This is a genomic window from Kitasatospora sp. NPDC093558, from assembly GCF_040683475.1.
Classification (GTDB): Bacteria; Actinomycetota; Actinomycetes; order Streptomycetales; family Streptomycetaceae; genus Kitasatospora.
Genome location: NZ_JBFBDY010000149.1, coordinates 1 through 14226, shown reverse-complemented (window position 1 = coordinate 14226; position 14226 = coordinate 1). Strand labels below are relative to the sequence as shown.

Sequence of the window (14226 nt, the reverse complement as noted above, 5' to 3'; positions counted from 1 at the left end):
GGGGGGGGCGGGGGCGCCCTCCGGCCCCGCCGGGGTGCTGGGGGGGGGGGGCGGGCGGCCCCCCCCCCCCGCCGCCGGGTTGGCGAGCAGCGCGACGGTTCTCGGCGCGCGCGTCGTCACGGGATCAGCTTGCCGGGGTTGAGGATGCCCGCCGGGTCGAGCTCGGCCTTGACCGCGCGCAGGATCCGCACGCCCAACTCGCCGATCTCGTCGGTCATCCAGGGCCGGTGGTCGGCGCCGACGGCGTGGTGGTGGGTGATCGTGCCGCCCGCCGCGATGATCGCGTCGCAGGCCGCGTGCTTGGCGGTGCCCCATCGGGGGAGCGGGTCCTCGCCGAGGGCGGCGACGACGGTGAAGTAGAGCGAGGCGCCCGTCGGGTAGACGTGCGAGATGTGGCAGAGCACGAGCGCGCCGGGCAGCGCGGTGGTGAGCGCCTCGGTGACGGCGGTCCGCAGGTGCGGCAGCCGGCTCCAGTTCGTCGCCGTCTCCAGGGTCTCGCAGAGCGCGCCGGCGCTGAGCAGGGAGTCCCGCAGGTAGGGGGCGTTGAAGCGGCCGTGTTCCCAGGCGCGGGCGGGGGCCTCGCCGAGCGAGGTGCCGCCGGCCGCGAGGAGGACCTCGCGGGTGAGCCGGTGCCGGGCGGCGACCTGCTCGGCGGTGCCCTCGAAGACGGTGACGGCGAGGCAGCCGCTGACCGCGGGCGAGCCGCCGATCTGCTCGGTCATGGCCAGGTTGACCATGGTCTCGGCCTCGTCGGAGAGCCGGATGACGGTCGGCCCGGTGCCCTGCTGCTCGACGGCGCGCAGGGCGGCGCTGCCGGTCGCGAAGTCGGGGAAGCTCCACGCCTCGTAGGCCTTGACGGCGGGCACCGGGTGCACGCGGACCCGGACGGCGGTGATGATGCCGAGGGCGCCCTCCGAACCGAGGAAGAGCTCGCGCAGGTCGGGTCCGGCGGCGGAGGCCGGGGCGCGGCCGAGGTCCAGCACGCCGACCGGGGTGACGACGCGCAGGCCGCGCACCATGTCGTCGAAGCGCCCGTACCCGGCCGAGTCCTGGCCGGAGGAGCGGGTGGCCGCGAAGCCGCCGATGGTCGCGAAGCGGAAGCTCTGCGGGTAGTGGCCGAGTTCGTGGCCGCGCTCGGCGAGCAGTGCCTCCGCGGCCGGGCCGGTGAGGCCGGCGCCGAGGAGGGCCTCGCCGGAGGTCTCGTCGAGGTCGAGCAGCGCGTCGAAGCGGCGCAGGTCGAGCGAGATCACGGCGTTGAGCCCGCCGCGCTCGGGGTCGAGGCCGCCGACCACGCTGGTGCCGCCGCCGAACGGCACGACGGCGATGCGGTGTTCGGCGCACAGCGCGAGCAGGGCGGCGATCTCGTCCTCGCTGCCGGGCAGCACGACGGCGTCGGGCGCGTCCTGCGGCTCGCGGCTGCGGCGGCGCAGCAGGTCGGGGGTGGACTTGCCGCCGGCGCGGGGGAGGCGGTCGGCGTCGGCGGCGCTGACGTGCGCCTCGCCGACGACGGCGGCGAGCGCCTTGAGGTCGGCGTCGGTGAGCCGGGACGGCCGCAGGCGGACCTCGTCGGCGGTGGGGCCGGGCTCGGCGTCGCCGGTGACACCGAGGGCGGCCGCGAGCAGTCCCTTGATGTTCGCGGACAGCTCCTTGGCGAGGGCCGGGTCGCCCCAGGCGTCCCACTTCATCGGGGGGAGCGGCAGCGCGGCGTCGGCCGGGCCCGCTTGCGTCTCAGGTGCCATGCGTTACAGTTTCACACATCATGTCAAGTAGTAACGCCGCCTCGCCGGCCTCCCAGGGCGCCCAGCAGCCGCGCAGCACCGACGACGCGATCCTCGACGCCGCCGCCGAGCTGATCGTCCACCTCGGCGTGCGCCGGACGCAGCTGGCCGAGATCGCCCGCCGCGCCGGGGTCAGCCGGCCGACCGTCTACCGGCGCTGGCCGGACGTGAAGGCGGTGATCGGCGCACTGCTCACCCGGGAGATCCTGGTGGCCACCCAGGAGGGCGTCGCGCTGGACGTGCACGACCGCGAGACCTTCGTCGACCGCGTCGTCGACGTCGCCGTCCGGCTGCGCGACCACCCGGTGCTCGGCGCGCTCCTGCACTCGGACGACTCCGACCTGCTCCTGGAGTACGTCGTCGAACGGCTCGGCACCAGCCAGCGCGGCCTCCTGGAGACGCTGCGCACCGGCATCGAACAGGGCCAGGCGCACGGCTCGATCCGCGCCGGCGAGCCGCTCGAACTGGCCGCCATGGTGCTCCTGATCGCCCAGTCCACCGTCCAGTCGCACCGCATGGTCGCCTCCCTGCTGCCCGAGGCGGCCTGGCGGCGCGAACTGGCCAGAGCGCTGAACGGATACCTCGCGCCATGACGCCTCCCTACGGGTTGATAGCGGGCCCCTTCGCCGGAACGAGCCGGCTCAACGCGGCCAGGAGGCAACTGGAGCTGGACGCCCTCGCCGACCGGCCGCGGGTCGACCTGCTCGTGATCGGCGGCGGCGTCACCGGCGCGGGGGTGGCCCTGGACGCCGCCACGCGCGGCCTGCGCACGGTGCTCGTCGAGTCCCGCGACCTCGCGTTCGGCACCAGCCGCTGGAGCTCCAAGCTGGTGCACGGCGGCCTGCGCTACCTCGCCTCAGGGCGGCTCGGCGTGGCCCGCGAGAGCGCCATCGAGCGCGGGGTGCTGATGACCCGCACCGCGCCGCACCTCATCCGGGCGCTGCCCCAACTCGTCCCGCTGCTCCCGGACTTGCTGCGCCCCGGGCAGGGCGCGCTGATCCGCGCCGGCTTCCACGCCGGCGACGCGCTGCGCATGAGCGCCGGCACGCCGGGCGCGCTGCTGCCCCGGGTGCGCCGGATCGACGCGGAGCGGACCCGCCGGCTGGTGCCGGGCGTCCGGACGGCGGGGCTGCGCGGCGCGGTCGTCGCGCACGACGGCCAACTCGTCGACGACGCACGGCTGGTGCTGGCACTGGCCCGGACGGCCGCGCAGTACGGCGCGACGTTGCTGACCCGGGTCCGCGCCGAGGACGTCACCGGCGACTCGGCCCGGCTGGTCGACACGGTGAGCGGGCACGAGCTGACGGTCAGCGCGAGCGCCGTCGTCAACGCGACCGGCGTGTGGGCGGGCGAGGTGGACCCGTCGATCCGGCTGCGGCCCAGCCGCGGCACCCACGTCCTGGTCGACGCCGCCGCGCTCGGCCACCCCACGGCCGCGCTCACCGTGCCGGTGCCCGGCTCGACCAGCCGCTTCGTCTTCGCGCTGCCGCAGCAACTCGGGCGGGTCGCGATCGGCCTCACCGACGAGGACGCGCCCGGCCCGATCCCGGACGAGCCGGTGCCGACGGACGGCGAGATCGGCTTCCTCCTCGACACCGTCAACGGCGCCCTGAGCACCGCGCTGACCAGGGCGGACGTGCGCGGCGCCTACGCCGGGCTGCGCCCGCTGATCGACACCGGGGGCGGCAGCACCGCCGACATCTCGCGCGAGCACGCGGTGCTGGAGTCCCCGTCCGGGATGATCACGGTGGTCGGCGGCAAGCTCACCACCTACCGGCGGATGGCGGAGGACGCGGTGGACGCCGTCGTGCGGCTGCGCGGACTGCCGGCCCGGGCGTGCTGGACGGCCCGGCTGCCGCTGGTCGGCGCCCCCGGGCACCGCGACAGCCGCGAGGTCCCGGAGCGCGGCGTGCCGGCCTCGCTGCTCGCCCGCCACGGCGGCGCGGCGGCGGAGGTGCTCGCGGCCGGCGACCTCACCCCGGTCGCCGAGGGGATCGACGTGACGCGCGCCGAGATCGCGTACGCCGTCACCCACGAGGGTGCGCTGGACGTCGCGGACGTCCTCCACCGCCGGACCAGGATCGGCCTGGTGGCGGAGGACGCGGAGCGGGCGACGAAGGCCGTCGAGGAGATCCTGACGGAGTGTCAGGACGACTAGCCGGTGAAGGACTTGAGGTCAGGCTCGACCCAGCCGGTCCGGGCGCGCTCGTCGGCGAGCGTGCCGGGCCGGTAGTGGCGGGCGAGCAGCCCCTTGTCCAGCAGCTCGGGGTGGCGGTCGGCGAAGGAGGCGAAGTCCTCGTCCTCGGTGGCGTGTTGGGCGACCAGCTCGACCCAGGCCCGGGTCATCGTCACGTGGAACTTCTGTGGCGCCCCGGCCCGGGTGGCGGTGGCCCGGATGCCGTCGGCGACCAGGGCGAGCGCGGCGGCGCGGCCGTAGCGGCGGACGGCGAGCCAGGTGAGGTGGACGTGCCGACGGTGGTCGAAGCGCTCGGCGCCGGCCGTCACCTCGTGCATCAGGGCGGTGAACTCGTCCGGTGCGGTGGGCACTTCGAGGTCGGGCTCGGTCATGCGGAAGCCTTCGTGAGGGCCAGGAGCACGGCGTGGAAGCCGTCCACCTGGGCGGGGGAGAGGTCGCGGAGCGCGCGGCGCTCCAGGCCGGTCACGGTCCGCCGGATGGTCTCGGCGGTCTGCCGGCCGGAGGCGGTGAGCTCGACCAGCACCGAGCGGCGGTCCCCGGCGCGGGTGCCGCGGGTGATGTGGCCGCGCTGCTCCAGGCGGTCGAGCACCCCGGTCAGGGTGGTCGGCCGGGTGCCGACGGCGGCGCCGAGCTCGGAGGCCGTCCTGGACCGCCCGTCGGCGAGGTTGGCGAGCGCGTTGATCTCGGAGGCGGTGAGGCCGAGCCCGGCCAGCTCGCCGGCGAGCAGCTGGAGCGTCGCGTGGGTGGCCCGCTGGAGCGCGAGCAGCGCGGAGGCGCCGGGGTCGGCGGGGGCTCCGGGGGTTGCAGAAGCCTCGGGAACCGAGGGGGGTGCGGAATCGGACGTCACGCTTTCGGATATTACGGTTCCGTAGTAACCGGGGCAAGCCGCCATCCGGGGCAAGCAGGCAATCGGGGCAGCCTGGGTCCGGCCGTCAGCGCCCGACCCGCTCCGGCATCGCCCGCGCCGCCCCGTCCAGCTCCAGCACGCACGCCAGCGGGTGCTCCGCCACCCCCGTGCGGTCCAGTCGCACCGCGAGCGGGACCGGCGGTTCCTCGGCGAGCTGCCCGGCCAGCGTCAGCGGGTAGGCGCCGTGCCCGTGCACGCGGTGGAACGCGCACTCCTTGCCGTCCACCAGCAGTTCGGTCTCGGTGATCCAGCCGGAGCGGACGTTGACGGTGACCGAGTGGCCGGCCTGGTCGAGGTGGAAGCTGTACCGCTGGCGCATGGGGACCTCCCGCGCGGTCGAGGGGCCGGGGAGCTCCGCCCGCACGGCCAGTCTAGGTCGGGCGCCCCGGCCGGGCCCGCCCGCGGGAAACCCGGTGGTCGCGGGCCGCGCAGGCCGCGTCCGGTTCCCGCGTACACCCCTGAGAAATGCCGGGGGTCGGCAGCGACCGCAGGTGGATTCTCGTGATCTCTACAGTGTTGTAGATTCGTCCGCAGGGAGAGATCCGAGGAGGGAATCGTGGGAGTTTCGCTGGCCAAGGGCGGCAACGTCTCGCTGAGCAAGGAGGCGCCCGGTCTGAGCGCCGTGATCGTCGGGCTCGGCTGGGACGTCCGGACCACCACCGGGGCGGACTACGACCTGGACGCCAGCGCGCTGCTCTGCAACGCCCTCGGCAAGGTCGTGTCGGACCAGCACTTCGTGTTCTTCAACAACCTGCGCAGCCCGGAGGGTTCGGTCGAGCACAGCGGCGACAACCTGACCGGTGGCGGCGACGGCGACGACGAGCAGATCAAGGTCGACCTGGCCCGGGTGCCCGCCGACGTGGCGAAGGTGGTCTTCCCGGTGTCGATCTACGACGCCGACGCCCGGATGCAGAACTTCGGGCAGGTCCGCAACGCGTTCATCCGCGTCGTCAACCAGGCCAACGGGCAGGAGATCGCCCGCTACGACCTGAGTGAGGACGCGTCCACCGAGACCGCCATGGTCTTCGGCGAGCTGTACCGCAACGGCGGCGAGTGGAAGTTCCGCGCGATAGGCCAGGGCTACGCCTCCGGCCTGCGCGGCATCGCGAGCGACTACGGCGTCAACGTCTGATCCTCCGGCGCCGAGTCCGAGCGGCCGCACGTCCGAACCGGGCGTGCGGCCGCTCGCTCATGTCCGCCCCCGATCACGCCCCCGGCCGGGAGGCGAGGGGGCTGCCGCCGAAGCCCCCGCCGCCGGTGACCTGCCGGTGCCACCAGTCGGCCATCGCGGACTCGTCCATGGCGGACCAGTCCGGCGCGTCGACGACCTGCGCCCCGCCGAGCCGGCGGCCCAGGTCCACCAACTCCAGCCCGGCCGCGCCCCGTTCGCGCTCGTACGCGGAGAGCGCGGCGCTCCACGAGCCGTCGGCGCCGCGCAGCGCCTCCTCGAAGGCATGCGCGTCCTGGAGCGCCTTCACCGCACCGCTGGTGTTGTGCGGGCGGACGACGGTGGCGGCGTCGCCCGCGAGGAGAAGGCGCCCGGCCGTGCGCCGCGGGGTCGCGAGGTCGTAGATCGGCTGGAGGAAGGTCCGCTCCGGCGGGGTCAGGGTGACCACGGCGGCCCAGTACGGCGGCAGGCACCGCTCGGCGAGCTCGGCGAGTTCGTCCGCCCGTCCGGCGTCGAGCGCTCCCGCCGGGATGCTGGTCGGCCCGGTCAGCTCCAGCCAGTCGGGCGTGGGCGCGTAGAAGACCCAGTTCACCTGGGTGGTGCCGGGCTCCACGCCCGGGATGCGGTAGAGCACGACCTGGCCGCCCGGGTAGCAGACGGTCGCGCACTCCTCCTCGGGCCACGCCGCCGCCCCGCCGGGCAGCTGCTCCAGGAGCGCGGCGTCGTAACTGCCGCGCCAGCACACGTATCCGGCGTACTCGGGGCCGGCCTGCGGGCAGACCGCCTCGCGCACCGCCGAGCGGTAGCCGTCCGCGCCGATGACGAGGTCGTACGGCTCGCGGCCCCCGCGGGCGTCGGCGACCCACGCGCCGTCGTCGTCGGTGCCGACTTCCGTCACCGTCGTGCCGAGCCGGTACTCGACGTTCGCGGGTGTCCGTGCGCGCAGGGACTGCCAGAGCACGCCCCAGTGGAAGGAGTGGAACGAGAACGGCTGCGTCCACAGCTGCCGTCCGCGCGGGTCGCCGGCGCTGCCCGGGGTGTCGTCCCGGGTGATCCAGCGGCGCAGCGCGAGGCGGTGGCGGCGGACGTCGGCCGGGACGTGCCCGGCGTCGACGAGCTCGGCGAAGCGGTCGTCCAGGATGCAGAGGCCGACGCCGCGGTCCTCCAGCAGGCCCGGGCTGCGCTCCAGGACCACGACCCGCCCGGCCCCCTGCCGGGCCGCGGCCCTGGCGAAGGCGCTTCCGGCGATGCTCCCGCCGACCACGGCGACCGATCCACCCCGCACGTCCGTCCCCCTCCTGTGCATTCGACTGCTTCGATGGTGCCAATGCCTGGACCTCGATGGTGCCAGTGCCTGGACTTCGATGGTGCCAGTGCCTGGACTTCGATGGGCCAGTGCCCGGACGATACCGCCGAACCATTATGCAACTAGTTGCACGTGGCTCCCGGCGTCCCCTACTCTGCGGTAACCAGAGCACCCGCGCCCTCCAGGAGACGTCGATGAGCGCCACGCCCGGCAGCCCCTACCCCCACCTGCTCAGCCCGCTCGACCTCGGCTTCACCACCCTGCCCAACCGCGTGGTGATGGGCTCGATGCACGTCGGCCTGGAGGAGGCCCCCGACGGCTTCGACCGCATGGCCGCCTTCTACGCCGAGCGCGCCCGCGGCGGCGTCGGCCTGATCGTCACCGGCGGCATCGCCCCCAACGAGGCCGGGCGCCCCTGGGAGGGCGGCGCGATGCTCACCACGGAGGAGGAGGCCGACAAGCACCGCGTCGTCACCGACGCCGTGCACGCCGAAGGCGGCAAGATCGCCCTGCAGATCCTCCACTTCGGCCGCTACGCCTACCACCGCGACCTCGTCGCCCCCAGCGCGCTCCAGGCGCCGATCAGCCCCTTCGTGCCGAACGCGCTCACCGCCGAGCAGGTCGAGCAGACCGTCGAGGACTTCGCGCGCTGCGCCGAGCTCGCCCGCCGCGCCGGCTACGACGGCGTCGAGATCATGGGCTCCGAGGGCTACCTGATCAACGAGTTCATCGTGGCGGCCACCAACCGGCGCGAGGACGAGTGGGGCGGGTCCTACGAGCGGCGCATGCGCTTCCCGGTCGAGATCGTCCGCCGGGTCCGCGAGCGGGTCGGCGAGGACTTCATCGTCGTCTACCGCCTCTCCATGCTCGACCTCGTGCCCGGCGGCTCCACGCTCGCCGAGGTCGTGCAGCTCGCCCAGGCCGTCGAGGCCGCCGGCGCGAGCATCATCAACACCGGCATCGGCTGGCACGAGGCCCGCATCCCCACCATCGCCACCTCGGTGCCGCGCGGCGGCTTCGCGTGGGTCACCAAGAAGGTGATGGGCTCGGTCGGCATCCCCCTCGTCACCACCAACCGCATCAACACCCCCGAGACCGGCGAGCAGCTGCTCGCCGACGGCTACGCCGACCTGGTCTCGATGGCCCGCCCGCTGCTCGCCGACGCCGGCTTCGTCGCCAAGGCCGCCGACGGCCGCGCCGACTCGATCAACACCTGCATCGGCTGCAACCAGGCCTGTCTCGACCACACCTTCAACCTTCAGATCACCTCCTGCCTGGTCAACCCGCGCGCCTGCCACGAGACCGAGCTCGTGCTCTCGCCCACCAAGCTGCGCAAGCGCATCGGCGTCGTCGGGGCCGGGCCCGCCGGGCTCGCGTTCACCGTCTCCGCCGCCGAACGCGGCCACGACGTCACGCTGTTCGACGCCGCACAGGTCATCGGCGGGCAGCTGGACATCGCCCGGCGCATCCCCGGCAAGGAGGAGTTCGCCGAGACGCTGCGCTACTACCGCACCCGGCTCGCCGAACTCGGCGTCACCCAGCGCCTCGGCGCCGTCGTCACCGCCGAACAGCTCGCGGCCGAGGGCTTCGACGAGATCGTCCTCGCCACCGGCGTCGCCCCCCGCACCCCCGCCGACCTCCCGGGCGTCGACCACCCCAGCGTGGTCGGCTACCTCGACGTCCTGCGCGACGGCGCCCACGTCGGCGAGCGCGTCGCCATCCTCGGCGCGGGCGGCATCGGCTTCGACGTCGCCGAGTACCTCACCGACCAGGGCGACGCCGCCAGCCTCAACCCGCCCGTCTTCCAGGCCAAGTGGGGCATCGACCCGGAGTACCGCGAGCGCGGCGGCCTGCGCCGCCCCGAGCAGCCCAAGCCGCCGCGCCAGGTCCACCTCCTCCAGCGCAAGACCACCAAGGTCGGCGCCGGACTCGGCAAGACGACCGGCTGGATCCACCGCACCGAACTCAAGCACCGCGGCGTCAAGATGGTCGCCGGCGTGACGTACGACCTCATCGACGACGCCGGACTGCACGTCACCATCGACGGCGAGCGCCAGCTCCTGCCCGTCGACACGGTCGTGCTCTGCACCGGCCAGGAGCCGCGCCGCGACCTCGACGCCGACCTGCGCGCCCTCGGCCACACCCCGCACCTGATCGGCGGCGCCGACGTGGCCGCCGAACTCGACGCCAAGCGCGCCATCAAGCAGGGCACCGAACTGGCCGCGGCGCTCTGAGCTGTCACGGCCCCTAGGATCGACGGCATGTCGCTGCCCCACGCCATCCTCACCGCCCTGCTGGAGAAGCCCTCCTCCGGGCTGGAGCTGACCCGGCGCTTCGACAAGTCGATCGGCTTCTTCTGGTCCGCCACCCACCAGCAGATCTACCGCGAGCTGGGCCGGCTGGAGGCCTCCGGACACATCCGGGCCCTCCCGCAGGCCGGCCCGGCCCGCGGCCAGAAGAAGGAGTACGAGGTGCTGGCGGCCGGCCGCGCCGAACTCCGGCGCTGGACGGAGGACGCCTGCGACCCGCGGGCCGTCCGCGAGCCGCTGCTGCTGCGGCTGCGTGCCGCGGCGGTTGTCGGCGCGAGCGGTCTCGACGCCGAGCTCCGGCGGCATCTCGCGCTTCACCGTGCGCAGTTGGACGACTACCTGGCGATCGAGCGGCGTGACTTCCCGCCCGAGCGGGCGGACGAGGAGAACCGGCTCCAGCACGCCGTACTTCGGGCGGGGATCGGCCTGGAGACGTTCTGGGTGGAGTGGCTCACCGAGACGCTGGATGCCCTGCCGGCCGACTGACCTGCGGCGTTCCGCTCCCGCGCGCTCCTCGCCGACCCCGGTGGGACACTGGTGGCCTGTCCCTGCCCGAACTCTCGACCGGGGGCCCGCATGTCGCACCCGAGGATGTCGCACCCGAGGCCGCTCCACGTCCTTACCGCCGCAACGCTCGTCGCGGCCGTCGCCTTAGGCCCGGCGCACCTGGCCGCCGCGGCGCCGGCGCAGGACCTCCCCACGGCCGACCAGCTCAAGGCGGCGCTGCTCACCGTCGACGACGTCGGCCCCGGCTACACCGAGGTCCCCACCACCAGCAGCCCCAGCCCCGGCGAGAACCCCTCCCCGGCGAGCGGCTGCGACGCCCTCAGCGCGCTCATCAACATGCACGCGGAGGCCACCCCGACGCCGGGCAGCCCGCACGTCGAGGTCGAACTCGACGGCCCGGACGGCAACCCGATGGTGACCGAGAACCTCACCGCCGAGGACCCGGGCAAGCTCACCACCGACTTCAACACCGCCACCGACGCGTTCCGCACCTGTCACCAGATCACCTTCAACGCGGGCACCGAGGACGCGGTGAGCTTCACCGTCGCCCCCGTGACCCTGGGCGACCGCCCCGACGCCCCCGCCGTCCGCCTCGACGGCACCCTGGCCGGCGTCCAGCTCAACGCCTACATCGCCATCGAACGCTTCGGCCCGGTCGCGATGGTCTTCGGCTTCTTCCAGCGCCAGGACACGGGCTCCCAAACGGCGTCCTTCCAGTACCGCACCGCCGTGGCCAAGGCCGAACACACCCTCGGCACCCCCGCCGGCGCCACCGCCGCCGCAGCCGCCCAGGGCGCAGCCGTCTGACGCTGTGATCCGATCGGCGGACGGTGGTGGCCGGTGCGGGTGTCGTCGGGATGCGGGGTGGGCCGGGCTGCTACGACGGTCGCATGTCCCATCACCTCAGCGGGCCCAACCTCCGCTCTCCCCGAGGCGACGCGCGGCTCGACCTCACCGACGTCTTCGCGTTCCCGGCCGCCGGCGCCCCGGACCGCACCGTCCTCATCATGAACGTGAACCCGTACGCCCCCACCCAGGCGGCCGAGTTCCACCCGGACGCCGTCTACCGGCTCAACGTCGACACCGACGGCGACCACCGTGCCGACGTCGCCTACTCGTTCACCTTCTCGGCGCCGGCGGCCGGCGGCCAGACCATCACCGTCCGCCGCGCCACCGGCGCCGCCGCGCAGCGGCACGACGCGACCGGGGACGTCCTGTTCGAGGCGGCGCCGGTCGCCTTCGGCGACGCGCCGGAGGTGATCGAGAAGGACGGCTACAAGCTCTCCGTCGGCCTGCGCAGCGACCCGTTTTTCGCCGACCTCGAAGGGATCGTCAACAACTTCACCTGGACCGGCAAGGACGCGATGGCCGAGGCGAACGTCTTCGGCATCGCGCTCGAAGTGCCGGACGCCGAGCTCGGCCCCGACCCGGCGATCGGCGTGTGGGCGCGCGTGAGCCTGCGCGAGAACGGCGGGCTCACGTCCATCGACCGCGGCGCCCACCCGTCCCTCACCGCCTACTTCAACGCGGAGGAGGTCAAGGACGCCTACAACGCGGGCGAGCCCGCCGACGACTGGGACACCTACCGGGAGGCGTGGACGGCCGTCCTCCAGCACACCGGGGACTACACCACCGCGGCGGCGACCGAGACGCTCAAGCTCGTCTTGCCGGACGTCCTGCGCTACGACCGCTCCCGCCCGGCCGGCTACCCCAACGGCCGCACGCTCGTGGACGACGTGACCTCCGCGCGCCTCGCCATGGTGTCCGGCGGCAAGATCACCTCCGACCACGTCCCCCCGCACACCGACCTGCTGCCCGTCTTCCCCCACCTCGGCCACCCGCACCCGACCCGCTAGCGGCGGCCGGTCCGTCAGACGTCCGAACTCCCGAACTCCCAAGCGGCGGTCGAGAATTCTCGACCGCCGCTTCGCACGCCCGGCAGCCGGCGAGGTGTCACGCCGCGCCGGCCCTCCCGCTCCTGACCGCCCTCGCCACGGCGCCGCGCACCGCGTTCACCGCCCGGCGGTCCCCGGCGCCGGCTCGTACGTCGTCGTGCGCACGAGCGCGCGGGCCTGCTCGGGGGTGAGCGGGTGGGCGAAGAGGTAGCCCTGGCCGAGCGGGCAGCCCATGGCGGCGAGCAGGTCGCGCTGTTCGGCGTGCTCGATGCCCTCGGCGATGACCTGGACGCCGAGCGTGTCCGCGATCCTGGCGATGCCCTCGACGAGGGCGTACTGCTGCTGGGAGGAGCCGAGGCCGTCGATGAACGACTTGTCGATCTTCAGGATCGAGATGGGGAACTCGCGGAGGTAGGACAGCGACGAGTAGCCCGTCCCGAAGTCGTCGATGGCGATGCCGACGCCGAGGCCGGAGAGCGTCTGCATGTCGTCGTGGACGCGCTCGTCGCGGCGCATCAGCACCGATTCGGTGAGCTCCAGGACGAGCGTGCGCGGGTCGATCCCGGAGGCCGCGACCGCGCCCCGCACGACGCCGACGAAGCCCGGGTCGCGGAACTGCCGCGCGGACACGTTGACGTTGACGCGCAGCGGCGGCCGGCCGGCGGCGGCGCGGGCGTCGGAGCTCGCGGTCTGCCACAGGGCGGCCTCCTGGGCGGCGCGTTCGAGGACCCAGGCGCCGAGCGGGACGATCTGGCCGCTCTCCTCCGCGAGGGCGATGAACTCGTCGGGCAGCACCATGCCGCGCCGGTCGTGCGGCCAGCGGACCAGGGCCTCGAAGGAGACCAGGTCGCCGGTGCGCAGGTCGACGATCGGCTGGTAGTACAGCTTGAACGCGGACTCGGCGATCGCGGTGTCCAGGTTCTCGTTCAGCTCGTGCCGCTCCACCAGACCGGCCTGGAACGCCGGCTGGTAGTGGCAGGACTGGCGCCGCCCGGCCGCCTTCGCCGAGTAGAGCGCGAGGTCGGCGTGGGTGAGCAGTTCGGCCGCGTCCACGCTGTCCTCGGTGGTGGCCACGCCGATGCTCGCCGTCACCCGCACCGAGCCCGCGCTCAGCTTGAACGGCTCGGCGAACACCGACAGCACGCCCTCGGCGATCGCGTCGACGTCGTCGGGGAGCAGCACGTCCTCGACGAGCACCGCGAACTCGTCGCCGCCGAGGCGGGCCGCGGTGTCGGAGGAGCGCAGGGCGGTGGAGACCCGCAGCGAGACGGCGACCAGCAGTTCGTCGCCCACCGCGTGGCCCTGGGTGTCGTTGACCACCTTGAAGTCGTCGAGGTCGATGAACAGGACCCCGGTGACGGCGCCGCTGCGCTCGCCGCGCGACAGCGCGTGGCCGACGCGGTCCAGGAACAGGACGCGGTTGGCGAGGCCGGTGAGCGAGTCGTGGAAGGCGCGGTGGGTGAGCTCGCGCTCCATGCGGCGCTGCTCGGTGACGTCGCGCAGGGTGAGCACGAGGCCGCCGACGGTCGGGTCGGTGCGCAGGTCGGTGTGGCGGACCTCGGCCTCGATGGGGGAGCGGTCGGTGCGCAGCAGCCGCCAGTGCTCGCGGTGCTGGTCCCGGTGCTGGTCGCGGCGTCCGTCGCGGGGCCGCTCGCCGGTCTGCTCCGGCGCGCCCGGCAGGGCGGCGGGCCCGCGCATGCGGGCCAGCGCCTTGCCGACGGCCCGGCTGTCCTCGGGCGGCACGAGGTCGGTGAGCTGGGTGCCCGCCAGGTCCGGGTAGCCGAGGACGCGCTCGGCGGAGGACGAGGCGTAGCGGATGCCGTCGTTCGCGTCGAGGATCAGGATGACGTCGCTCGCGTTCTGCACGAGGGTGCGGAAGTACAGCTCGCTGTTGCGGCGGTTGATCTCCCGGCTCAGCATGACGCGCTCGACGGCCAGGGCGGCCTGCGCGGCGAGGATCTCCAGCGAGCCCCAGAGGCTGGTGAGCTCCTGCTCGGTGCCGGTGACGATGAGTGCGCCGATCAGCGGGTCGCCGGAGGGGCGTTCGGCGAGGGTGAGCGGGCACAGGAGGGCGGAGGGCATGCCGTCGAGGCGGACGGCGAGGCTGCTGCCGACGTCCTCGACGGGCAGCAGGCGGGTCTCGCGGTACGCGGCGAGCG

General features: G+C 74.1%; 13 protein-coding genes. 7 read left to right on the top strand and 6 right to left on the bottom strand.

Annotation, left to right across the window (positions count from 1 at the left end):
* Positions 1-116 precede the first annotated feature (116 nt).
* Positions 117-1685, bottom strand: coding sequence for an FAD-binding oxidoreductase (locus tag AB0O00_RS16885; RefSeq protein ID WP_363652444.1), 1569 nt, complete (start codon positions 1683-1685; stop codon positions 117-119).
* A gap of 74 nt (positions 1686-1759) precedes the next feature.
* On the opposite strand from AB0O00_RS16885, the gene AB0O00_RS16880 reads away from it, so the two are divergent.
* Together AB0O00_RS16880 and AB0O00_RS16875 are read left to right on the top strand one after the other, a co-directional pair.
* Complete coding sequence (locus AB0O00_RS16880; RefSeq protein ID WP_363652442.1) at positions 1760-2371, top strand: helix-turn-helix domain-containing protein; 612 nt, start codon at positions 1760-1762, stop codon at positions 2369-2371.
* On the top strand, positions 2368-3936 hold the full coding sequence (locus AB0O00_RS16875) for a glycerol-3-phosphate dehydrogenase/oxidase (protein WP_363652440.1): 1569 nt from the start codon (positions 2368-2370) through the stop codon (positions 3934-3936). The genes AB0O00_RS16880 and AB0O00_RS16875 overlap by 4 nt, the downstream gene beginning before the upstream one ends.
* On the opposite strand, the gene AB0O00_RS16870 is transcribed toward AB0O00_RS16875, so the two are convergent.
* The 3 genes from AB0O00_RS16870 to AB0O00_RS16860 all read right to left on the bottom strand — a co-directional run bounded on the left by AB0O00_RS16870 (position 3933) and on the right by AB0O00_RS16860 (position 5201).
* Entirely contained in the window at positions 3933-4346 is a 414-nt protein-coding gene (locus tag AB0O00_RS16870) for a hypothetical protein (protein ID WP_363652438.1), read from the bottom strand. The two genes, AB0O00_RS16875 and AB0O00_RS16870, sit on opposite strands and share 4 nt — an antisense overlap.
* Positions 4343-4822 carry a MarR family transcriptional regulator gene (locus AB0O00_RS16865; protein WP_363652436.1) on the bottom strand — a complete coding sequence of 160 codons (480 nt, stop codon included), beginning with the start codon at positions 4820-4822 and terminating at the stop codon, positions 4343-4345. Before AB0O00_RS16865 ends, AB0O00_RS16870 begins: the two co-directional genes overlap by 4 nt.
* Positions 4823-4907: 85 nt before the next feature.
* On the bottom strand, positions 4908-5201 hold the full coding sequence (locus AB0O00_RS16860; RefSeq protein ID WP_363652434.1) for a hypothetical protein: 294 nt from the start codon (positions 5199-5201) through the stop codon (positions 4908-4910).
* Between the two features lie 237 nt (positions 5202-5438).
* On the opposite strand from AB0O00_RS16860, the gene AB0O00_RS16855 reads away from it, so the two are divergent.
* On the top strand, positions 5439-6014 hold the full coding sequence (locus tag AB0O00_RS16855) for a TerD family protein (protein WP_359965676.1): 576 nt from the start codon (positions 5439-5441) through the stop codon (positions 6012-6014).
* A gap of 73 nt (positions 6015-6087) precedes the next feature.
* Here the strand turns inward: AB0O00_RS16855 and AB0O00_RS16850 are convergent, their stop codons facing one another.
* The gene (locus tag AB0O00_RS16850; protein WP_363652431.1) at positions 6088-7335 is read right to left on the bottom strand and encodes an FAD-dependent monooxygenase; all 1248 of its coding nucleotides are present in this window, start codon (positions 7333-7335) and stop codon (positions 6088-6090) included.
* A 215-nt stretch (positions 7336-7550) separates the two neighbouring features.
* On the opposite strand from AB0O00_RS16850, the gene AB0O00_RS16845 reads away from it, so the two are divergent.
* From AB0O00_RS16845 to AB0O00_RS16830, 4 genes are all read left to right on the top strand, one after another.
* Positions 7551-9590, top strand: a complete 2040-nt coding sequence (locus AB0O00_RS16845; RefSeq protein WP_363652429.1) for an NADPH-dependent 2,4-dienoyl-CoA reductase — start codon at positions 7551-7553, stop codon at positions 9588-9590.
* Positions 9591-9617: 27 nt separating this feature from the next.
* Positions 9618-10151, top strand: coding sequence for a PadR family transcriptional regulator (locus AB0O00_RS16840; RefSeq protein ID WP_363652427.1), 534 nt, complete (start codon positions 9618-9620; stop codon positions 10149-10151).
* A gap of 90 nt (positions 10152-10241) precedes the next feature.
* A complete protein-coding gene (locus AB0O00_RS16835; protein ID WP_363652425.1) occupies positions 10242-10979 on the top strand; it encodes a hypothetical protein in 738 nt (245 codons plus the stop codon).
* 83 nt (positions 10980-11062) lie between these two features.
* Positions 11063-12028: a DUF4331 family protein gene (locus AB0O00_RS16830; protein ID WP_363652423.1), complete on the top strand. Its 966-nt coding sequence runs from the start codon at positions 11063-11065 to the stop codon at positions 12026-12028.
* Between the two features lie 156 nt (positions 12029-12184).
* Here AB0O00_RS16830 and AB0O00_RS16825 read toward each other — a convergent pair.
* Positions 12185-14226 (bottom strand): EAL domain-containing protein (locus AB0O00_RS16825; protein ID WP_363652421.1); only part of this gene is annotated, 2042 nt, incomplete at its 5' end.